This window comes from Streptomyces sp. NPDC006516, from assembly GCF_040611875.1.
In the GTDB taxonomy this organism is placed as follows: domain Bacteria; phylum Actinomycetota; class Actinomycetes; order Streptomycetales; family Streptomycetaceae; genus Streptomyces.
Window position 1 is genome coordinate 226,286 of sequence record NZ_JBEXPD010000008.1, and the last position, 20,892, is coordinate 247,177.

The window sequence follows — 20,892 nt, forward strand, 5'->3', positions numbered from 1 at the left end:
GGGCACGGGAGCAGAGGCCCCGGCCCGGGTACGGGAGCGGGGCCGGCCACGCCCTGGGGCCGGGAGCCGTGCCGGCCACATCCGAAGGCGCCCCTCCGCTGAGCGGTGGAGGGGCGCCTTCGGATGTGGCCCGCCGTCATGTCAGAGCTTCAGGTCCCACTGGTCGGCGTCCCAGTCGAAGCCGGGGGAGACCTCGACGGTCAGGTTCTCGGCGTCGGCCGGGGTGTCGAAGGCGTACTGGGCCGTGATCTTCTTGCCCGGCAGGACCGTGCCGCTGAAGCCTTCGCCGACCTTGCCGTCGAAGATCTGCTCGGCGTCCACGCCGTCCTGCCCCGCGCGGGCGTCGACGGAGGTGAGCGTCGCGTCGAACTTCTCCTTGCCCTTGTTCTCGATGACGACCGAGACCGTGTAGGCCTTGTTGCCCTTGGTGTGCCCGATGGCGAACTCGTCGGCGGTGTAGGCGGTGGGGGCGCTGACGGTGACCTCCAGGCCGTCCTCGTAGACAGCTGTGTCTCCTGCTTCCAGGGTCTCGGCCGCACCCTTGGCGTCGTCCTTGGCCGCGTCACCCCCGGAGTCCGCCGGCTTCGCAGCCGCGCTGGCCGGGGCCGAATCGTTGATCTCGTCCACCACGTCGTCCACGGCCTTGAAGGTGAGGACGGCTCCCACCACCGACAGGATCAGCGCCACCAGGCCGAGGACCGCGCCGAACGTGGCCACACCCTTGTTGGTGGCCTCGCCGCGCTTGGCCCGCCCGCGCCCGGAGAGGCCCAGGATCAGGGCGATGAGGCCGAGGATGCCCGCGAGCCAGAAGAACAGCGGGATGAGACCCGAGACCGTCCCGATGATGCCGAGGACCAGGGCGGCGATACCGAGGCCGTTACGGGCGGGGCGCGTGCCGGGCGCCTGGGCCGGTGCGTACGGCTGCTGGGGCTGCGGCTGCGTGTACTGGGACATGGGTGTGCCCTTCGAGGAAGAACGGGAAGTGTGAGCGGTGCCGCGCAACCGTGCGGTGTGCGGTGGGTCAATAAGAACAGTTGCTGTGAACCAAGTCAACACTGTTCACGGTGACCTCGTGGTGTCCTCGGTGTGAACCGATGGGTGGGGTGCAATCGGTATGCTCATCCACACAGCAGGCGACACCGATGTGGGCGAACGGGAGACAGGCCAGTGCCGGAGAACTCGACAGAGGTGACCGCCGCCGGAATCGCCCGGCTCGCGGGCGTCGGCCGCGCCGCCGTCAGCAACTGGCGCCGCAGGCACGCCGACTTCCCGAAGCCCGTCGGCGGCACCGAGGCCAGCCCTTCCTTCGCCCTGACCGAGGTCGAGCAGTGGCTCCGCGACCAGGGCAAGCTCGCGGAGATCCCACTGCGCGAGCGGGTCTGGCAGCAGCTGGCGGGCCACCCCGGCGGCGCCGTCACCGCCCTCCTCCACGCGGGCTGCGCCCTTCTGCTCGTCCGGGACAGGCCCACCGCCTGGCTGGAGATCACCGCCGTATCGGACGCCCGCATGGCCGGGGTCCTGCCGGGCGCCCTGGAGCACGTGCTCGCGGACCGCTTCGGAGCCGGATGTGCCGTCCCCACGCCCACCGAGAAAGCGCTGCTCCCGTCCGTGCCGCTGCTTCGCGCCGTCGCCGAACTCGCCGCGGAGACCGGGGCCCGGCAGGCCTTCGACTTCCTCTTCAACCGGCAACTCGACGCCAATCCGCGTCAGTACACACTCACGCCCCCGGGCCTCGCCGAGCTGATGGCCGACCTCGCGGTACCCGCACGGGACGCCGCCGGCACGAGCGGCAGGCGCGCCTCACGCACGGTGCTCGACCCCGCGGCCGGAACCGGCGCCCTTCTGCGCGCCGTCGGCCGCCCCGCCGCGTTGTACGCCCAGGAGGCCGACCCCGACCTGGTGGCGCTCACCGCCCTCCGCCTCGCCCTGCACGCTCCGGGGGGAGGTGCCGAAGGGTCCACACCGTCCGTACGGACCGGCGACACCCTGCGCACCGACGCCTTCCCCGGACTCACCGTGGACGCGGTGCTGTGCCACCCGCCGTTCAACGAGCGCAACTGGGGCCACGACGAACTGGCCTACGACCCGCGCTGGGAGTACGGCTTCCCCGCCCGCACCGAGTCCGAACTGGCCTGGGTCCAGCACGCCCTCGCCCATCTCCGTGAAGGGGGTACGGCCGTGGTGCTCATGCCCCCGGCCGCCGCCTCGCGCCGCTCGGGCCGGCGCATCCGCGCCGACCTGCTCCGCCGCGGCGCGCTGCGCGCCGTGATCGCGCTCCCGGCCGGTGCCGCCCCGCCGTACGGCATCCCGCTCCACATCTGGGTGCTCCGCAAGCCCGGAGCCGAGCAGCCCCCGGCCCCCGAACTGCTCGTCGTCGACACGGCCGAGCCCGAGTCCGCGGGCACGGCCTCCGGCCGTGACCGGCTGGACTGGCCCGCTCTGCGTGCGGCGGTGCTGGACGCCTGGACCGCCTTCGACGTGCCGGGACGCCGTGAGCCCTTCGAGGAGCGCCCGGGGACCAGCCGGGCGGTCCCCGTCATCGAACTCCTCGACGACGACGTGGACCTGGCCCCCGCCCGCCACCTGCCACCGCAGGCCGCCGGCGGCGGTGCGGCCGAGCTGGCGCGCGTACGGAAGCGGCTGGACGACACCCTGAAGCTGACAGCCCGGCTCACCCCGCCGCCCGCCGTCCCGGGCGAACCGGCCCGGCGGCCCTTCACCACCGTCGGCGAACTGGCCCGTGCGGGCGCTCTGCGCCTGCGCACGGGTTCCGGTGCGTCGGGTGGCGCCGCGCGGGTCCTCACCGAGCACGACGTCCTGGCCGGCACGGCCCCGAGCGGCACGGCCGCAGCGCCGACGACAACCACGGAGACCGAGCCGCTGCTCCTGGAGCCGGGCGACGTCGTCGTGCCGGTACTGGGCGGCGGCTCGGTGGCCAGGGTCGTCGACGAGGCCACCGCCGGAGCCGCGCTGGGCCGCAACCTCCAGCTGCTGCGCCCGGATCCGGCAGCACTGGACCCCTGGTTCCTCGCCGGTTTCCTGCGTGCCACCGCCAACAACAGGCAGGCCAGCAGCTATGCCTCCACGGCGACCCGGCTGGACGCCCGGCGCCTCCAGGTGCCGCGCCTGCCCCTCGCCGAACAACGGCGTTACGGCGAGCGGTTCAGGGATCTCGCCGCCTTCGAGGACGCCCTGCGCACGGCCGGGAGGCTGGGCGGGCAGCTGGTGCAGGGGATGTACGACGGGCTCACGGAGGGCACGGTCGCCCCCGGGTGAGGTGGGCCGGGCGGGCGCCGGACGAGGTGGGCCGTGCGGTGAACCGTGACGGGAACCACAACGGTTGTGCACAACCCGGGACCGGTTGTCCGTGTCGGTGTATACGCTCACTGCACACGTCCGACCCACGCCCTCCGGGAGCAGCACATGCACGGCTACGGCTATCCGCCGGAGCAGCAGCCGAAGCGTCGTCCGTCCTCGGCCACGCTCGTCACGCTGCGCGTGGTCTTCGTGGCGCTCACCTTCCTGAGCTGTGGCCTCCTCGCCTGGGCGGCCATGCTGCGACTGGCGATCGTGACCCGCAAGCAGCGCGACTGGTGGCTGCTCGCCCTCGTGTTCGCGCTGAACGTCGGACTCGTCGGCTACCTCGGGACGTTGCCGGACGAGGATGAGGTGATGTCGGACGCCCAGGCGCTCATCACGCTCACCTGGATGCTGGTCGTCTTCGCGGGCACGGTCACTTACTACCTCTACGCGGAGATCCGCCACTACGGTCCGTACGGCGGCCCGCAGGGCGTTCCCTACGGCTACGCGACCCCGCGGCCCGGGGTCTCCGCGTCGCCCGCCGCCGGATACGGACAGCAGACCCTGCCCGTCCCGCCGCCCCTGACGCCCGCCCCGTCCTACGGCTATCCGCCCGCCCCGCCGCAACGGCCCGCCGCCACGCCCCCGTCGGACACCCCGAGGCCCGCGGCGCCCCAGCGCCTGGACCAGGTGCGTGCCGAACTCGACGAGCTGAGCGACTACCTCCGCAAGGAGGGTGACGGTCGGTGAACGGGCGTGTGATCGCCGGGCGTTACGAGCTGGCGACCATTCTCGGCCAGGGCGGCATGGGGCAGGTCTGGACGGCGTACGACCAGCGTCTCGACCGCAGGGTCGCGGTGAAGCTCCTGCGCCCGGACAGGGTCGCGGGCCCGTCGGGCAGCCAGGCAGCCGACGACCTGCGCCGCAGATTCGTCCGGGAGTGCCGGGTCACCGCGCAGGTCGACCACCCCGGACTGGTCACCGTCCACGACGCGGGGAGCGACGGCGAGGACCTCTATCTCGTCATGCAGTACGTCGAGGGCGCCGACCTCGCCGACCATCTCGCCGAGCACGACCCCTACCCGTGGCCCTGGGCCGTCGCGATCGCCGCGCAGCTCTGCGCGGTGCTCTCCGCCGTGCACGCCGTGCCGATCGTCCACCGCGACCTCAAACCGCGCAACGCGATGGTCAAGCCGGACGGCACGCTCACCGTGCTCGACCTGGGCATCGCCTCCGTCATGGACACCGACACGACCCGTCTGACGCACACGGGTTCACCGATCGGCTCCCCGGCCTACATGGCCCCCGAGCAGGCGATGGGCGGAGCCGTCGGCCCGTACACGGACCTGTACGCCCTCGGGGTGCTCCTGCACGAACTGCTCAGCGGCAACGTGCCGTTCGCGGGCTCCACCGCCCTGGGAGTGCTGCACCGCCATCTCTACGAGCCCCCGCTCCCGGTCCGTCATCTCAGGCCCGAGGTCCCCGAGGCGCTCGAAGCCCTCGTCCTGCGGCTGCTCTCCAAGGACCCGCAGCACCGTCCCGCCTCCGCCCAGGAGGTGTACGAGTGCCTGCGGCCCCTGCTGCCCTCCGGGGGTTCGCCGGCCGGGCCGCTCGACCCGACCCGGCCCTTTCTGCGTCCGCAGGCACCCTGGCCGGACCGGGCGGCGGCCCCGGCGCCCGCGCCCGTGCCCGCCCAGCAGGCACCGGCCGCGCCGCACGAGCCGCCCTCCCGCCCGAACGTGGCGCAGGCCGTCGACGACGTGAAGCGGCTCCTTGGCGAGGGCCGTATCACCCAGGCCGTCGACATACTCGGGGGCATCCTTCCCGCCGCCGCGGCGGAGCACGGCGAGCACTCCCCGGTCGTGCGGATCCTGCGCAAGCAGTACGCCGCCACGCTCATGGACGACGGGCAGTACCGTCGCGCCCTCCCGGAGCTCCGCCGTCTCGCCGACGACCGCACCGCGGAGGCGGGCCCCGCCGATTCCCAGACCCTCCAGTACCGCTACGACGCGGCGCAGTGCCTGGAGCAGCTCGGCGAGGCGGCCGCCGCGCTGGCCGAGTACCGCGCGGTCCTCCCGTACTACGAGAACGCCTACGCGCACTCCGAGGGCCCGGGCCGGGCCTTCGACATCCGTCATCGCATCGGTCACCTGCTGCTCGGGGTGGGCGACCACGCGGCGGGCCGCGCCCAGTTGCAGGCACTCCTGTACGACACGGAGCGCGCCTACGGCCCGCACCATCCGCTTCCCACGGAGCTGCGGCGTCAACTGACCCACCACCAGGACGTCCGCGGCTCGGTGTGAGCCCGGCGGCGCCCGAAAAGGGGGAGCCGGCGGTGTTTTCGGCGCCGACCCCACACTGACGGGTCCGGAAATCGTTGGTCGAAGCAGTGGCCCGAATCACGTCCACTGCCTAACATCGATCACCGCAAGGCTTTGTGCACTGATGCACAAACTCTCCCCGGGAGGCTCCTTTGCACCGCCGTCGTCGCACCGCGCTCGCCCTTTCCGCCGCCACGCTCCTCGCGGCACCGCTCCTGACCGCCTGCGGCAGCGAGGCCCATCCGGGCGCCGCGGCGGTGGTCGGCGGCGACCGGATCGACGTGGCCACGGTCCAGGCGCAGGCGTCCGACGTGCGCAGCGCGCAGCGGACGTCGGAGCGGTCCGAGGAACTGGTGACGAAGTCCGGGCAGTTGAACCGGGCCAAACTGCACGGCCTGATCTTCGGCCAGGTCCTGGACCGGGCCGCGAAGGACGCCGGGGTGACCGTCAGCCGTAAGGAGATCCAGCAGATCCAGGCAGCCGCCGCCGCACAGTCCGGTGGTGACGAAGGGCTGCGGACGGTGATGCTGGAGCAGCGCTGGGTGGCCCCGGACCAGATCGAGAACGACCTGCGCAAGGAGGTCCAGCTTCCGAAGCTGGCGCGGGCGCTCGGTGCCGATCTCCAGACGCCGGGCGGCCAGGCGGTCGTCGGGAAGGCGCTCACCGAGGCGTCGAAGGCCCTGCACATCGACGTCAATCCGCGCTACGGCAGCTGGGACGACGAGAAGGTCCAGCTGAGCACGTACAAGGCGCCGTGGATCACGCAGGTCACCACCTTCCAGGCGCAGGAGCCCGAGGCAGGCGCCTGACCCCGTCCGGCCGGAGGTAGGTTCGAGGCGTGAACGCTGAAGACCCCGGCCGCATCGTCCTGCTCACCGCCAGCCACCGGGTCGCGCCCGGACTGCTGTCCTGGCCCGCCTGGCAGACGCTGCACGCCGCAGAACGGGTGGTGTGCCCCGAGCGGGACCACCCGCAGCTGCCGTACCTGCGGGAGGCGGGCGTCGCCGTGGAGCACGCCGCCCCCTCGGCGGAGGAGCTGGTGGACGACTGCGCGGGCGGCCGGACCGTGGTGGTGCTGGTGGGCGGCGAGGGGAACCAGCCGCTCACCGACGGGCTGGCCCGCCTCGGCGGTTCCGGCCGCGTGCACATGCCGGACCTGGAGTTGCTGCCCGGTTCGTACGACCTGCCCGGCGCGCGGCTCCTGGACCTGGTGCAGGTCATGGACCGGATCCGGCTCGCCTGCCCGTGGACCTCGCAGAAGACCCACGAAGGGCTCGCGAAGTACGCCATCGAGGAGGCGTACGAACTGGTCGAGGCCATCGAGGACGGCGACAGGGACGAGCTGCGCGAGGAGCTCGGGGACGTGCTGCTCCAGGTCGTGTTCCACGCGCGCATCGCGCAGGAGGACCCGGAGGAGCCGTTCGGGATCGACGACGTCGCGGGGACGATCGTCGACAAGCTGATCCACCGGCACCCGCACGTGTTCGGCGACGAGACCGCCGAGACCCCGGAGGACGTCCGCGCGCACTGGCTGCGTACGAAGGCGATCGAGAAGCAGCGCGACTCCGTCACCGACGGGGTGCCGCTCGGCCAGCCAGGTCTTGCACTGGCGGCCAAGCTCGGAGGCCGCGCCCGTACGGCGGGGATCGACGCGGCACTGCCCCAGGGGGAGGGGGTCGGCTACCGGCTGCTCGCCCTCGCGGTGCGCGCCGAGCAGGACGGCATCGACCCGGAGGCCGCTCTCCGGGCCGCCGCCCGGGCCTACCGGGACGCGATCCGGGCGGCGGAGGGGCTCGGGGCGGGTCCCGATAGCGTCGAGGAGTGAACGACAGCCCCCGCACCGCCTCCGCGCCCGACGCGGCACCCGAACTCTTCACCTGGGAGTTCGCCACCGACCCGTACCCCGCCTACGCCTGGCTACGGGAGAACAGCCCCGTCCACCGCACGGCGTTGCCCAGCGGGGTCGAGGCCTGGCTGGTGACGCGGTACGCGGACGCCAGGCAGGCCCTCGCCGACACCCGGCTCTCCAAGAACCCGGCGCACCACGCGGGGTCCGCGAACGCGAAGGGGAAGACCGGTATCCCGGGGGAGCGCAAGGCGGAGCTGATGACGCATCTGCTGAACATCGACCCCCCGGACCACACCCGGCTGCGCCGACTGGTGTCCAAGGCGTTCACCCCGCGCCGGGTGGCGGAGTTCGCGCCCCGCGTGCAGGAGCTGACGGACCGCCTCATCGACACGTTCGTGGAGGAGGGGAAGGCGGATCTCATCCACGACTTCGCCTTCCCGCTGCCCATCTACGCGATCTGCGATCTGCTCGGAGTGCCGCGCGAGGACCAGGACGACTTCCGTGACTGGGCGGGCATGATGATCCGGCACGGTGGCGGTCCGCGCGGCGGGGTGGCCAGATCGGTCAAGAAGATGCGTGGCTATCTCGCCGAACTCATCCACCGCAAGCGGGAGAACCCCGGTGACGACCTGATCTCCGGGCTGATCCGGGCGAGTGACCACGGCGAGCACCTCACCGAGAACGAGGCCGCCGCCATGGCCTTCATCCTCCTGTTCGCCGGATTCGAGACGACCGTGAACCTCATCGGCAACGGCACCTACGCGCTGCTGCGCAATCCCTCCCAGCGCGCCCGCCTGGAGCGGTCGCTCGCCGCCGGGGAGACGGACCTGCTCGCCACGGGCATCGAGGAGCTGCTGCGTTACGACGGGCCGGTGGAGCTCGCGACGTGGCGCTACGCCACCGAACCCGTGACGCTGGGCGGTCGGGAGATCGCGGCGGGGGACCCCGTCCTGGTGGTGCTGGCCGCCGCCGACCGGGACCCCGAGCGCTTCCAGGATCCGGACACGCTGGATCTCGCGCGGAGTGACAATCAGCACCTCGGATACGGACACGGCATCCACTACTGCCTGGGGGCGCCGCTGGCCCGGCTGGAGGGTCAGGTGGCTCTCGCGACCCTGCTCCGCCGCCTCCCCGACCTGCGGCTCGCTGCGGAACCTGCCGATTTGCGGTGGCGCGGCGGGCTCATCATGCGTGGACTGCGCACGCTTCCGGTCGAGTTCCGGCCGGGGCGCTCCGGCGAGGAAAGTGACAGCCTGTCAACTCTGTGACTTTCACGTGATCTCCGCTGCATCGACTTGTGACACACGTTCGAGTAGGGCTAGGTTCACCGTTCGACTCACCCGTCACATGTCAGTCACACGGAAGGCAATCCCATGGGCTCCGCGACCGGCAGACACCGTCGCCCTCGTCAGGCACCCGCCATCGTCGTCGCCGCAGGCGTCACCGGATCGGCCATCGCCATCCCGCTGCTGGGCGCGGGCGGCGCGCAAGCCGCCGAGGCGACGACCTGGGACCGGGTCGCGGAATGCGAGAGCGGCGGCATGTGGAGCGCCGACCTCGGCAACGGCTACTACGGCGGACTGCAGTTCTCGCAGGACACCTGGTCGGCCTACGGCGGTACCGCCTACGCGCCCCGGGCCGACCTCGCGAGCCGCTCGCAGCAGATAGCGGTCGCGGAGAAGGTGCTCGACGACAAGGGCCCGCAGGCGTGGCCCAGCTGCGCCGTGATCTCCGGGCTCGCCCTGGACGGGACGCTGCCGGGCATCGACCCGGGCGGCGAGCCGTCCGACGGGTCCACGGAGAGCCCGTCCCCGTCCGGGACCCCCTCGTCCAGGGCCTCGGCCCCGGCGGAGGCGACGGAGGGCACCGGCGGGAAGACCGAGGACACCTCCGACAGCAGGACGGACAAGGCCGGCAGGGCCGACTCCTCGGCGAGCGCCGACGCCTCGCCGTCCGCCACCCCGTCCCCCGAGGCCTCGGAGACCGGCGCCTCGAAGGAGGACGCGGCGAACGGCGGCAAGCACCGCGGCACGCCCGCGCCCGAGTCGAGCGCGGAGCCGGGCCTGGAGGACGGGCGCGAGTCCGGCCGGCACGCCTCCCGGGGCGACTCGGACGCGCGCCAGGACGCGGACGGCTCGTACACCGTCCGTACGGGCGACAACCTCTGGGCGATCGCGGACTCGCAGGAGCTCCCGGGCGGCTGGCCCGCGCTCTACGAGGCCAACAAGGACGAGCTGGGCTCCGACCCGGACCTGATCCTGCCCGGCCAGAGCCTGGACCTCGGCCTCACGGCCCAGACGCAGGACACCCAGGACACGCAGGATGCGAAGGATGGTCAGGACGCCCAGGCGAAGGCCTCGGCGGGCAACTGATCCAAAGCGGGAAAACACCCCGAAACCAGGGGTAGTTCAGAGGCCTATGTCCACTTATGCGTAAGTGAGACATGGGTCTCTTTGCTGTGATCGGGGTGCCCCGTCCGTCCGGTCCGTCCATATTGGCTCCGACCTGCGCAAACGATCCGCGACCCCGCGCCGGTACGTGCTGATTAACCGTTATGTCCATCTTTGAATGTAGGGGTTGGGTGTGTTTACGGTCGGAGCCGCTCGCACCGCGGGCACCTTCGACCGTCACGCCGAATCCTGCCGTCGGCCGAAGGGGACCGACGCGTAAAGCGCCGTAGGCAGGAGCGGGGGACCCAGGTAGGCGCCGGACCCGGCCGTCGGAAGACGGGTACGGGTACGGCTCGGGGTGAAGTCGTCCGCGAGTGCGGGCGACCGGGCAACTCACAGGCCCGAACCCGACAGCTCACCTCGTAGGCGTCGGTGAGGAGAACCATGCTGCTTTCCAGCAAGGGCAAGCACCGTCGCCCGTCCAAGGCCGTCCGTGTCGCCACCCTGGCCGGTGTCGCCGGTGCTGCCGTCGCCGTGCCGCTGATGGGCGCCACCAACGCCTCGGCCGCCTCCGTCCAGACCTGGGAAGCCGTCGCCCAGTGTGAGTCCGGTGGCAACTGGTCCATCAACACCGGCAACGGCTACTACGGCGGTCTCCAGTTCTCGCAGTCCAGCTGGGCCGCCGCCGGCGGTACGCAGTACGCCTCCCGTGCCGACCTGGCCACCAAGAACCAGCAGATAGCCGTGGCCGAGAAGCTCCTCGACCTCCAGGGCCCGGGTGCCTGGGCCTGCGCCGGTGCCGGCGGCCTGACGAACGACGGTGTGGACCCGGGTGTCGACACCGGCTCGGGCTCGGCCGAGAAGGCCCAGCCCGAGCGCACGGCCGAGCAGCCCGCCTCGCGCAGCGAGACGCGCACGGAGCCGAAGGCCGAGAAGACCGTCACGACCCCGACCGGCAAGAAGGTCGAGAAGGGTGACGGCGAGTACAAGGTGAAGGCCGGAGACACCCTCGGCAAGATCGCCGACGCGAAGAAGGTCAAGGGCGGCTGGGAGAAGCTGTTCGAGCTGAACGACGACATCGTCGACGACGCCGACCTGATCTTCCCGGGTCAGCAGCTCCACCTGAAGTAGTCGGTCCACCTGAAGAACTCAGGTCCCACCTGAAGTGGATCCAGGTTCCGCGCCCTGAAGCGGGACAGGCTCCACCGAAGCGGTACGGGCTCCACCGAGGCAGTGCAGGTCCCATCTGGAGCGGTCCGGGGTTCTTCCTCCTGCCCCGGAGTCCCGGCCCGGCGCGCCCACCCCCCTGCGCGCCGGGCCGGGGTCGTGTCCGGTGCTCCGCGGGCGGCGCGGAGCCGTGTACGGAGACCCCGCGGGACACGCTTTCGTTCAACTGTTGTAGTTACTTGCCAGTAAAATTCTGGAGCTTTGCCCGTAATGCAGGCCCTTGGGTCCTTTTTCGTCCCAGGGGACGGGCGGACGGCCGACGGATCAGGCGGAGCCGGTTAGGCTCGTGCCGCAAGGCCACAGTGACCCTGCACAACCAGTGTCAGATCCCAGAAGGAGATGCCTCGTGCCGTCCATCGACGTCGTCGTAGCCAGGGAAATCCTCGACTCCCGGGGCAACCCCACGGTCGAGGTCGAGGTTGGCCTCGACGACGGCAGCACGGGACGTGCTGCTGTTCCGTCCGGCGCCTCCACCGGTGCGTTCGAGGCCATCGAGCTTCGCGACGGTGACCCCAACCGCTACCAGGGCAAGGGCGTCGAAAAGGCCGTCCTCGCCGTGATCGAGCAGATCGGCCCGGAGCTCGTCGGTTACGACGCCACCGAGCAGCGCCTCATCGACCAGGCGATGTTCGACCTGGACGCGACCGAGAACAAGGGCTCCCTCGGCGCCAACGCCATCCTCGGTGTCTCGCTCGCCGTGGCGCACGCCGCGTCCGAGGCGTCCGACCTCCCGCTCTTCCGCTACCTCGGCGGCCCGAACGCGCACCTGCTGCCCGTTCCGATGATGAACATCCTGAACGGCGGCTCGCACGCCGACTCCAACGTGGACATCCAGGAGTTCATGATCGCGCCGATCGGCGCCGAGTCCTTCTCCGAGGCCCTGCGCTGGGGTGCGGAGATCTACCACACGCTCAAGAAGGTCCTGAAGACCAAGGGCCTGTCCACCGGTCTCGGCGACGAGGGCGGCTTCGCCCCGAACCTCGAGTCCAACCGTGCCGCCCTCGACCTCATCCTCGAGGCCATCAAGGAGGCCGGTTACGTCCCCGGCCGCGACATCGCGCTCGCGCTCGACGTCGCCGCGTCCGAGTTCTACAAGGACGGCGTCTACGAGTTCGAGGGCAAGTCCCGTTCGGCCGCCGAGATGACCGAGTACTACGAGGAGCTCGTCTCCGCGTACCCGCTGGTCTCCATCGAGGACCCGCTGTACGAGGACGACTGGGCCGGCTGGAAGGTCATCACCGACAAGCTCGGCTCCAAGGTGCAGATCGTCGGTGACGACCTGTTCGTCACCAACCCCGAGCGCCTCGCTCGTGGCATCGAGGAGGGCTCCGCCAACGCCCTGCTCGTCAAGGTCAACCAGATCGGTTCGCTGACCGAGACCCTGGACGCCGTCGAGCTGGCCCAGCGCAACGGCTTCAAGTGCATGATGTCCCACCGCTCCGGTGAGACCGAGGACGTCACCATCGCCGACCTCGCCGTCGCCGTGAACTGTGGCCAGATCAAGACCGGCGCCCCGGCCCGCTCGGACCGCGTCGCCAAGTACAACCAGCTGCTGCGCATCGAGGAGATCCTCGACGACGCCGCGGTCTACGCGGGCCGTTCGGCGTTCCCGCGGTTCCGCTTCGAGGGCTGACGGCCCGAGTCCGGGGCACCAGCCTCCGTCCGTCCCCGCATCCGGTCCCGTACCGTGTGCGGGGACGGACGTGCGTAACGGGGAGGCGTGAGACATGGCCGGGAAGGACCGCGACCGGTTCTCCACCGCGACCAGGCTGCGGCTGCTCGGTGAGCAGACCGCGGCCCGCGTCTACCGGTCCCAGAACCGCCGTCAGGCACGACGGTCCCGGCTCACCGGCCGGGCCGCGTTCCTCGCGCTGATCGTCTGCTCCCTGGTGGTCGCCCTCGCGTATCCGATGCGGCAGTACATCTCCCAGCGCGACGAGATCGCCGAACAGGAGAGGCTCTCGCGGGAGGCGCGTTCGCGGACCGAGGAGCTGCGTGACGAGAAGGCGCGGCTCAAGGACGACGCGTATATCCGCCGTCTCGCGCGCGAGCACCTGCACTACGTGCTGCCCGGCGAGACCGGATATACGGTGGTCGACCCGGACGCGGCCGAGGTGCGCCGCGGCGAGCCGGGGGCGAGGGGCCGGCCCTGGCACTCCAACCTCTGGGACGGCGTCGACAGCGCGGACCGGGAATGACCTTCCGGACGCGCCGGGCCCTCTCCTCGCACCGATTCATACAGTCCGACCGATGACATTCAAGGCAGGCATGGACACGCCCCCTCCGCAGACCGAATCCACCACGCCCACCGATGCGGACATCGCCGCGTTCGAGCTTCAGCTCGGCCGCCCGCCGCGCGGTCTGCGCGCCATCGCGCACCGCTGCCCGTGCGGCAACCCGGACGTGGTCGAGACGCAGCCCCGTCTGGAGGACGGCACGCCGTTCCCGACGACGTACTACCTGACCTGCCCACGTGCCGCGTCCGCGATCGGCACGCTGGAGGCCAACGGGGTCATGAAGGAGATGACCGAACGCCTGGCCACCGACCCGGAACTGGCCGCCGCCTACCGGGCCGCGCACGAGGACTACATCGCCCGTCGTGACGCCATCGAGGTCCTGGAGGGCTTCCCGAGCGCCGGTGGCATGCCGGACCGGGTGAAGTGCCTCCACGTCCTGGTCGGCCACTCGCTGGCGGCCGGCCCCGGGGTGAACCCGCTGGGCGACGAGGCGATCGCGATGCTGCCGCAGTGGTGGGCCAAGGGCCCCTGCGTCACGCCGTGCGGCGAGCCCGACGCGTCCTGACCCCCGCGCGGTCCACGTACAACCACAGGAGCCCCATGACCCGCGTTGCCGCCATCGACTGCGGTACCAACTCCATCCGCCTGCTCGTCGCGGACGCGGACCCCGCCACCGGACGGTTCACAGAGCTGGACCGCCGGATGCGGATCGTCCGGCTCGGCCAGGGGGTCGACCGGACCGGCCGGCTGGCGCCCGAGGCGCTGGAGCGCACCTTCGACGCGTGCCGCGAGTACGCGGACGTCATCAAGGAACTCGGCGCCGAGCGGATCCGGTTCGTCGCCACCTCCGCCTCCCGCGACGCGGAGAACAGCGCCGTCTTCGTCCAGGGGGTGCTGGACATCCTGGGTGTCGAGCCCGAGGTCGTCACCGGTGACCAGGAGGCGCAGCTCTCCTTCGACGGTGCCACCAAGGAGCTGGAGGGCAGCGACCACCTGGAGAAGCCGTATCTCGTCGTGGACATCGGCGGGGGCTCCACCGAGTTCGTCGTCGGCGACGACCGGGTGCGTGCCGCACGGTCGGTGGACATCGGCTGCGTACGCATGACCGAGCGTCATCTCGTCCAGGACGGCGTGGTCGTGGACCCGCCCACGCCCGACCGGATCGCCGCGATCCGCGCGGACGTCGGCGCCGCCCTGGACCTCGCCGAGGAGACCGTGCCGCTCGCCTCGGCGGCCACGCTCGTCGGCCTGGCCGGGACGGTCACGACGATCGCCGCGATCGCGCTGGGGCTGGAGGAGTACGACTCGGAGGCGATCCACCACTCCAGGGTCTCCGCCGGGCAGGTCCGGGAGATCACCGCGCGGCTGCTCGCCTCGACGCACGAGGAGCGGGCGGCCATCCCCGCGATGCACCCCGGCCGGGTCGATGTCATCGCTTCCGGGGCCCTCGTCCTGCTCGCGGTGATCGAGCGCACCGGAGCCGAGGAGGTCGTCGTCAGCGAACACGACATCCTCGACGGAATCGCCTGGTCCGCCGCCTGATCACAGCGGCGCGGCAGGCGCGGTGAGATGCCGCTCATACGCATTCCGGCCTGCACCTTTGAGCCCGCCGAGGCCCCTTCGGACCCGTCCGGAGGGGCCTTTCGCGACGCGCCGCCACGAACTTCGTGAACTTCTTCACAAGGAATTCGGCCCCTCCGGGGGAAGTTCTTCGTCCGGAGGGCCGCACGGGTCGCCCGCGGGGCCGTGCGGCGGTGATGCGGGGGTGTTGCCCGGGTGTGGCGGGGATGTGCCCCGGGGTGCTGGTTCACCTCGCCCGGTGCCTCAAGGGCCAGCTCACAAGCGGTGAACAACGTTCGCCGGGCCGCCGTGGTTCCCCGTCGGCGTCATGACCTGGGTCACGTGGGCGGCGAAGTGTAGCAGAGGGTCGCGCATACCTTGTGAAGGGGCTCACGAGCATGCCCCCCGAGGGGGGTGGATACTCGATGGCATGAGCACCACGGAGCGTCCCAGGATCCTCGTTGTAGGCGGTGGGTACGTAGGCCTGTACGCAGCTCGTCGCATTCTGAAGAAGATGCGGTACGGGGAGGCGACCGTCACGGTCGTCGACCCACGCTCGTACATGACGTACCAGCCCTTCCTCCCCGAAGCTGCTGCCGGCAGCATCTCGCCTCGGCATGTCGTCGTCCCGCTGCGACGCGTGCTGCCCAAGGCTGAGGTTCTCACCGGCCGTGTCACGACCATCGATCAGGACCGCAAGGTCGCCACGGTCGCGCCGCTCGTCGGCGAGGCCTACGAGCTGCCCTTCGACTACCTGGTCATCGCGATGGGCGCGGTCTCCCGTACCTTCCCGATCCCCGGCCTCGCCGAGCAGGGCATCGGAATGAAGGGCATCGAGGAGTCCATCGGCCTGCGCAACCACGTCCTCGAGCAGCTGGACAAGGCCGACTCGACGACCGATGAGGACGTCCGCCGCAAGGCGCTGACGTTCGTCTTCGTGGGCGGCGGCTTCGCCGGCGCGGAGACCATCGGCGAGGTCGAGGACATGGCCCGCGACGCGGCCAAGTACTACACCAGCGTGAAGCGCGAGGACATGCGCTTCATCCTGGTCGACGCCGCGGACAAGATCCTTCCCGAGGTCGGCCCGAAGCTGGGCGCCTACGGCAAGGAGCACCTGGAGAGCCGCGGGGTCGAGGTCTACCTCTCGACGTCCATGGACTCCTGTGTCGACGGCCACGTCGTCCTGAAGAACGGCCTCGAGGTCGACTCCAGCACGATCGTGTGGACCGCCGGTGTGAAGCCGAACCCGGCGCTCGCCCGCTTCGGTCTGCCTCTCGGCCCGCGTGGCCACGTGGACACGTCCGAGAAGCTCCAGGTGCAGGGCACCGACTACATCTGGGCCGCGGGCGACAACGCCCAGGTCCCGGACATGGTCGGCCGCCGTGCGGGCAACCCGAACGCCTGGTGCCCGCCGAACGCCCAGCACGCGCTGCGTCAGGCCAAGGTCCTCGGTGACAACGTCATCTCCGGTATGCGGGGCTTCCCGCAGAAGGAGTACAGCCACGCCAACAAGGGTGCGGTCGCCGGACTGGGCCTGCACAAGGGCGTCGCGATGATCGTCATGGGCAAGGTGAAGATCAAGCTCAAGGGCCGTCTCGCCTGGTACATGCACCGTGGTTACCACGGCATGGCGATGCCGACCTGGAACCGCAAGATCCGGATCTTCGCCGACTGGACGCTCGCGATGTTCCTGAAGCGCGAGGTCGTCTCGCTGGGCGCCATGGAGACTCCGCGCGAGGAGTTCTACGAGGCCGCCAAGCCGAGCCCCGCGCCCGTCGCGGCCAAGGCCGACGGCGAGAAGAGCAAGACCGAGGGTGAGAAGGCCAAGGCCTCCTGACCTCCGCGCGTCACCGAAGGGGTCGTCCGCCATCCGTGGTGCGGACGGCCCCTTCGGCGTGTCCGGGGGCCGCCAACTAGTTGGTCGGTGCAGGCATTTTGCCCTTCCGTTGCCCGTCGGCGGGATGGCCTGGGGGGCCGGTTGCGTTGACCCTGGTGTACCTCGCCGTGGCCCCGAGGTGTCGCGGCCCGGTTCGGGTGCGTCTATGCGAATTTAGGCACGTTCGGAAACACCACCACGGAGGTGTGCGCCATGGCAGACGCCGCATCGCGGCTGACCGCTCTTGCCGAAGAGTTGCTGGGAGAACCCCTGCCGGTCCGGATCCGGGCCTGGGACGGCAGTGAATCCGGGCCGCCGGGTGCACCCACCCTCGTCCTGCGTCACCGCCGTGCCCTGCGCCGGCTGCTCTGGAAGCCGGGCGAACTGGGCCTGGCCCGCGCCTGGGTGGCCGGCGAGATCGACGTCGACGGTGACCTGTACGCGGTCCTGGACGCCATGGCCTCCCTGCTCTGGGAGCGTGGCGCCGAAGCGAAGGACACCGTCCACCCCGTCCGCGATCCGAAGGTGCGTGCCTTCGGCCGCGGCCTCGTCGAGCTGGCCGGTCCCTGGCCGCCGCCGCCCCCGCCCGCCGAGGAGGTCCGCCGCCGGACCGGGCCGCTGCACACCAGACGCCGGGACAAGGAAGCGATCAGCCACCACTACGACGTGGGCAACGACTTCTACGCGATGGTCCTCGGCCCCTCGATGGTGTACTCCTGCGCCTACTGGCAGGACGGCTCCACGCTCGAGGACGCCCAGCGCGACAAGCTCGACCTCGTCTGCCGCAAGCTCGCGCTGAAGGAGGGCGACCGCCTCCTCGACGTCGGCTGCGGCTGGGGCTCCATGGCCATCCACGCCGCCCGCGAGTACGGCGCCCGGGTCACCGGGGTGACCCTCTCCACCGAGCAGGCCGCCTTCGCCCGCAAGCGCATCGCGGAGGAGGGCCTCACCGACCGGATCGAGATCCGGGTCCAGGACTACCGGGACGTCAGGGACGGTCCGTACGACGCCATCTCCTCGATCGGCATGGCCGAGCACGTCGGCTCGGTCCGCTTCCGTGAGTACGCCGACGACCTCTACGCACTCCTCAAGCCCGGCGGCCGGCTGCTCAACCACCAGATCGCCCGCCGCCCCGAGAAGGACGAGTCGGCCTACCGCATCGACGAGTTCATCGACGCCTATGTCTTCCCCGACGGGGAGCTGGCCCCGGTCGGAAGCACCGTCTCCACCCTGGAGGCGGCCGGCTTCGAGGCCAGGGACGTCGAGGCGATCCGGGAGCACTACGCACTGACCCTGCGCCGGTGGGTCACCAACCTGGAGGAGCACTGGAAGGAGGCCGTACGGGCCACCTCGCCCGGGCGGGCCCGGGTCTGGCGGCTCTACATGGCCGCCTCGGCCCTCTCCTTCGAGCACAACAAGATCGGCGTCAACCAGATCCTCGCGGTGCGCCCGCTGGAGGGCGGCGGGTCCGCCATGCCGCTGCGGGCCCGGGACTGGACGGCGTCGGCGAACGGCTGACGGCGAACGGCTGATCCGCGCACACGAAAGGGCCGGTACCCGCGGGTACCGGCCCTTTCCGCACGGAGCCGGCCGCGCTACTCCGTCTTGATCGCGGTCAGCATGTTCAGCTTCGCTCCGCTGCGTGCCGGCCAGAGGGAGGCCAGCACACCCACGAGGCCCGCCAGCGCCAGGAAGAGCGCGAGCCGGTCCCACGGGATGACCAGGGCGTAGTTCGGCACGGAGGAGGCGATGGTCTCACCGATCGCCCAGCCGAGGAACGTGCCGAGGGCCACGCCGACCACCGCCCCGAAGAGCGAGATGACCACGGCCTCCAGCCGGATCATGCGCTTGACCCTGCGCCGGTCGAGGCCGATCGCCCGCAGCATGCCGATCTCCTGCTGCCGCTCGAAGACGGACATGGCCAGGGTGTTCACGACTCCGAGCACCGCGATGACCAGGGCCATCGCCAGCAGCCCGTACATGAGGTTCAGCGCGGTGTTGATGAATCCGCCGAACATGTCCCGGATGCCCTGCTGGTCCATGACGCTCATCGCGGGGTTGTCGCCGAGCGCGTCGACCACTGCCTGCTCGGAGGCATCGGAGGCGCCGCCCTCCATCTTCACGTAGATCTCGACGATGCTCGGCATGGACTCGTGCGGGGCCACTACGTCCGTCGACACGAGGACCGGCGAGACGAACTCGTTCTGCTCGAAGACCGCGCCGATCTTCAGGGACTCCTTCTTGTCGTCCTGGAAGGTCACCCGCACGCTGTCGCCGGTCTTCCAGCCGTTCGACTTCGCGGTCTTCTCGGCGACGGCGATCTCGCCGTCGCCGAGAGAGGCGAGGGAGCCGGAGACCGTGTCGATCGCGAGCACCTTCTCCACGTCACCTGGGGTGACGCCGGACGCCGAGAGGCCCTCGTCGCCGACCGTGAGCCAGACGGACTGCTGGGGCGAGACGGCTTCCACGCCGTCGGCCTTCTCCAGGGCCGTGAGCGCCGACTCGTCGAGCGGGCCGCCACTGGCCATGGAGACGTGGTAGTCGGCCTTGATGTGGTCGGTCGTCATGCGGTCGATCGCCTGGCCGAGCGTGACGCCCAGCACTGAGATACCGGTGACCAGGGTGAGCCCGATCGCCAGTGCTGACGCCGTGGCTCCGGTGCGCCGTGGGTTACGGACGGCGTTCTGGGAGGCCAGCTTCCCGGAGACCCCGAAGAGCTTCTGCAGCGCGGGGCGCACCAGGGCGATCACAGGCTTCGACAGCAGCGGGATCAGCACGATGACGCCGATCAGGGCGAAGAACGCCCCGACACCGATGATCACGCGGCCGTCGTTGCCGATCAGCGCGCCCGAGACGATCGCCGCGGCGCCGAGGAGGGTGATCGCTCCGCCGATGGAGTTCCGTACGACCAGCGAGCGGGGGGTGGCCACGGCGTGGACGCTGTTCATCGCCGCGACCGGGGGGATCTTCGCGGCCCGGCGGGCGGGCAGCCAGGCGGCCAGCACGGTGACCAGGACACCGACGCCGAACGCGGAGAGTACGGCGGTGGGGGAGACGATGAGCGGGCCCCCGGGGATCTTGCCTCCGAAGAGGGTCGTCGCGGAGCGCAGCCCGACCGCGAGAGCGAGGCCGAGCGCGAAACCGATCACCGAGGCGATCGCGCCGACGACAGCCGCTTCGAGCAGGACCGCGCGCTTGACCTGCCGGCGGGAGGCACCCACGGCGCGCATCAGCGCCAGTTCCCTGGTCCGCTGGGCGACCAGCATCGTGAAGGTGTTGGCGATCAGGAAGATGCCCACGAAGAGGGCGATGGCGGCGAAGACGAGCAGGATCTGATTGAGGTTCTTCAGGCCGGCCTCGGTCTGCTCGGCCTGCTCGTCGGCGAGGGCCGCCCCGGTCTTCGCCTCGGCGTCCTCGGGCAGCAGGGGCTTCACCGCGGCCAGCAGCGCGGTGTCGGATGCGCCGGGCTCGGCGACGACGGTGATGTCCTTGAACTCACCGGGCCGCAGGTAGAGCCGCTGGGCGACGGCGGTGTCGAAGAGTACGAGGCTGCCGCCCGCGTTCACGGCGCCGTCCTCGGTGGTGAAGACACCGGAGAGGGTGTACTCCTTCACCGGCCCGTTCGTGGCGACCCGGACCTTCTCGCCGACCCGGTAGCCGCCCTTGTCCGCGGTGGTCCGGTCGAGGGCGACCTGCCCCGCCCCGCCCGGGCCGGTGCCGTCGGTGAAGTCGTACTGGGCGTCCTCGCCGTCCGCTCCAGGGGCGAAGTTCGACCCGGTGTTGGACCAGCCGTTGCCGATGAGCTTGCCGTCGGGGTCGGCGACCCCGGCGAATCCGGAGACCCGCCCGGTGGCCTCGGCCACGCCGTCGAGTTCCTGGATCTTCCTGAGCGTGGCCGCGTCGACCGCGGGGGTCTCCTCGTCGCCGCGCTCGGCCCAGGTGGTGACGGCGACGGCCACGTCGTCGTAGTTCTTGGCAGACTGGTTGCGGAAGGCGTTGCCGAGGGTGTCGGTGAAGACGAGGGTGCCGGAGACGAACGCTACGCCGAGCATGACGGCGAGCACGGTCATCAGCAGCCTGGCCTTGTGCGCGAGCACATTGCGCAGGGCGGTACGGAACATGTCTGTGTGTC

16 protein-coding genes and 1 riboswitch are annotated in these 20,892 nt (G+C 71.0%); of the genes, 14 read left to right on the forward strand and 2 right to left on the reverse strand.

Features of this window, described 5'->3' with window-relative positions:
* Positions 1 to 141: 141 nt before the first annotated feature.
* Positions 142 to 954, reverse strand: coding sequence for a DUF4190 domain-containing protein (locus ABZY45_RS22630; RefSeq protein WP_356742394.1), 813 nt, complete (start codon positions 952 to 954; stop codon positions 142 to 144).
* A 213-nt stretch (positions 955 to 1,167) separates the two neighbouring features.
* On the opposite strand from ABZY45_RS22630, the gene ABZY45_RS22635 reads away from it, so the two are divergent.
* The 14 genes from ABZY45_RS22635 to ABZY45_RS22700 all read left to right on the forward strand — a co-directional run bounded on the left by ABZY45_RS22635 (position 1,168) and on the right by ABZY45_RS22700 (position 18,278).
* Complete coding sequence (locus ABZY45_RS22635) at positions 1,168 to 3,276, forward strand: N-6 DNA methylase (protein WP_356742395.1); 2,109 nt, start codon at positions 1,168 to 1,170, stop codon at positions 3,274 to 3,276.
* Between the two features lie 147 nt (positions 3,277 to 3,423).
* Complete coding sequence (locus ABZY45_RS22640) at positions 3,424 to 4,050, forward strand: hypothetical protein (RefSeq protein WP_356742397.1); 627 nt, start codon at positions 3,424 to 3,426, stop codon at positions 4,048 to 4,050.
* A complete protein-coding gene (locus tag ABZY45_RS22645; protein ID WP_356742398.1) occupies positions 4,047 to 5,603 on the forward strand; it encodes a serine/threonine-protein kinase in 1,557 nt (518 codons plus the stop codon). Before ABZY45_RS22640 ends, ABZY45_RS22645 begins: the two co-directional genes overlap by 4 nt.
* 170 nt (positions 5,604 to 5,773) lie before the next feature.
* The gene (locus ABZY45_RS22650; RefSeq protein WP_356742399.1) at positions 5,774 to 6,430 is read left to right on the forward strand and encodes a SurA N-terminal domain-containing protein; all 657 of its coding nucleotides are present in this window, start codon (positions 5,774 to 5,776) and stop codon (positions 6,428 to 6,430) included.
* 29 nt (positions 6,431 to 6,459) lie between these two features.
* On the forward strand, positions 6,460 to 7,446 hold the full coding sequence (locus ABZY45_RS22655) for a nucleoside triphosphate pyrophosphohydrolase (protein ID WP_356742401.1): 987 nt from the start codon (positions 6,460 to 6,462) through the stop codon (positions 7,444 to 7,446).
* Positions 7,443 to 8,738: a cytochrome P450 gene (locus ABZY45_RS22660; RefSeq protein ID WP_356742402.1), complete on the forward strand. Its 1,296-nt coding sequence runs from the start codon at positions 7,443 to 7,445 to the stop codon at positions 8,736 to 8,738. Before ABZY45_RS22655 ends, ABZY45_RS22660 begins: the two co-directional genes overlap by 4 nt.
* Before the next feature lie 105 nt (positions 8,739 to 8,843).
* Positions 8,844 to 9,842: a transglycosylase family protein gene (locus ABZY45_RS22665; RefSeq protein ID WP_356742403.1), complete on the forward strand. Its 999-nt coding sequence runs from the start codon at positions 8,844 to 8,846 to the stop codon at positions 9,840 to 9,842.
* 290 nt (positions 9,843 to 10,132) lie between these two features.
* Positions 10,133 to 10,304, forward strand: a riboswitch (cyclic di-AMP (ydaO/yuaA leader).
* On the forward strand, positions 10,305 to 10,991 hold the full coding sequence (locus tag ABZY45_RS22670) for a transglycosylase family protein (RefSeq protein ID WP_356742404.1): 687 nt from the start codon (positions 10,305 to 10,307) through the stop codon (positions 10,989 to 10,991).
* 442 nt (positions 10,992 to 11,433) lie between these two features.
* Complete coding sequence (gene eno / locus ABZY45_RS22675; protein ID WP_073753119.1) at positions 11,434 to 12,720, forward strand: phosphopyruvate hydratase; 1,287 nt, start codon at positions 11,434 to 11,436, stop codon at positions 12,718 to 12,720.
* A gap of 94 nt (positions 12,721 to 12,814) precedes the next feature.
* A complete protein-coding gene (locus tag ABZY45_RS22680) occupies positions 12,815 to 13,285 on the forward strand; it encodes a septum formation initiator family protein (protein WP_356742406.1) in 471 nt (156 codons plus the stop codon).
* A 70-nt stretch (positions 13,286 to 13,355) separates the two neighbouring features.
* Positions 13,356 to 13,889, forward strand: a complete 534-nt coding sequence (locus ABZY45_RS22685) for a DUF501 domain-containing protein (protein ID WP_356742527.1) — start codon at positions 13,356 to 13,358, stop codon at positions 13,887 to 13,889.
* Between the two features lie 35 nt (positions 13,890 to 13,924).
* Entirely contained in the window at positions 13,925 to 14,866 is a 942-nt protein-coding gene (locus tag ABZY45_RS22690) for a Ppx/GppA phosphatase family protein (RefSeq protein WP_356742408.1), read from the forward strand.
* Positions 14,867 to 15,314: 448 nt separating this feature from the next.
* Positions 15,315 to 16,721: an NAD(P)/FAD-dependent oxidoreductase gene (locus tag ABZY45_RS22695; RefSeq protein WP_356742410.1), complete on the forward strand. Its 1,407-nt coding sequence runs from the start codon at positions 15,315 to 15,317 to the stop codon at positions 16,719 to 16,721.
* A 252-nt stretch (positions 16,722 to 16,973) separates the two neighbouring features.
* Entirely contained in the window at positions 16,974 to 18,278 is a 1,305-nt protein-coding gene (locus ABZY45_RS22700) for a cyclopropane-fatty-acyl-phospholipid synthase family protein (RefSeq protein ID WP_356742412.1), read from the forward strand.
* A 77-nt stretch (positions 18,279 to 18,355) separates the two neighbouring features.
* Here the strand turns inward: ABZY45_RS22700 and ABZY45_RS22705 are convergent, their stop codons facing one another.
* Positions 18,356 to 20,881, reverse strand: a complete 2,526-nt coding sequence (locus ABZY45_RS22705; RefSeq protein WP_356742414.1) for an FtsX-like permease family protein — start codon at positions 20,879 to 20,881, stop codon at positions 18,356 to 18,358.
* Positions 20,882 to 20,892: the final 11 nt, after the last annotated feature.

What these genes read in the sequence shown, in the direction of transcription:
- ABZY45_RS22630 (WP_356742394.1), bottom strand. Translation starts at nt 954, where the DNA reads ATGTCCCAGTACACGCAGCCGCAGCCCCAGCAGCCGTACGCACCGGCC.
- ABZY45_RS22640 (WP_356742397.1), top strand. Translation starts at nt 3,424, where the DNA reads ATGCACGGCTACGGCTATCCGCCGGAGCAGCAGCCGAAGCGTCGTCCG.
- ABZY45_RS22665 (WP_356742403.1), top strand. Translation starts at nt 8,844, where the DNA reads ATGGGCTCCGCGACCGGCAGACACCGTCGCCCTCGTCAGGCACCCGCC.
- ABZY45_RS22670 (WP_356742404.1), top strand. Translation starts at nt 10,305, where the DNA reads ATGCTGCTTTCCAGCAAGGGCAAGCACCGTCGCCCGTCCAAGGCCGTC.
- ABZY45_RS22680 (WP_356742406.1), top strand. Translation starts at nt 12,815, where the DNA reads ATGGCCGGGAAGGACCGCGACCGGTTCTCCACCGCGACCAGGCTGCGG.
- ABZY45_RS22685 (WP_356742527.1), top strand. Translation starts at nt 13,356, where the DNA reads ATGGACACGCCCCCTCCGCAGACCGAATCCACCACGCCCACCGATGCG.
- ABZY45_RS22690 (WP_356742408.1), top strand. Translation starts at nt 13,925, where the DNA reads ATGACCCGCGTTGCCGCCATCGACTGCGGTACCAACTCCATCCGCCTG.
- ABZY45_RS22695 (WP_356742410.1), top strand. Translation starts at nt 15,315, where the DNA reads ATGAGCACCACGGAGCGTCCCAGGATCCTCGTTGTAGGCGGTGGGTAC.
- ABZY45_RS22700 (WP_356742412.1), top strand. Translation starts at nt 16,974, where the DNA reads ATGGCAGACGCCGCATCGCGGCTGACCGCTCTTGCCGAAGAGTTGCTG.
- ABZY45_RS22705 (WP_356742414.1), bottom strand. Translation starts at nt 20,881, where the DNA reads ATGTTCCGTACCGCCCTGCGCAATGTGCTCGCGCACAAGGCCAGGCTG.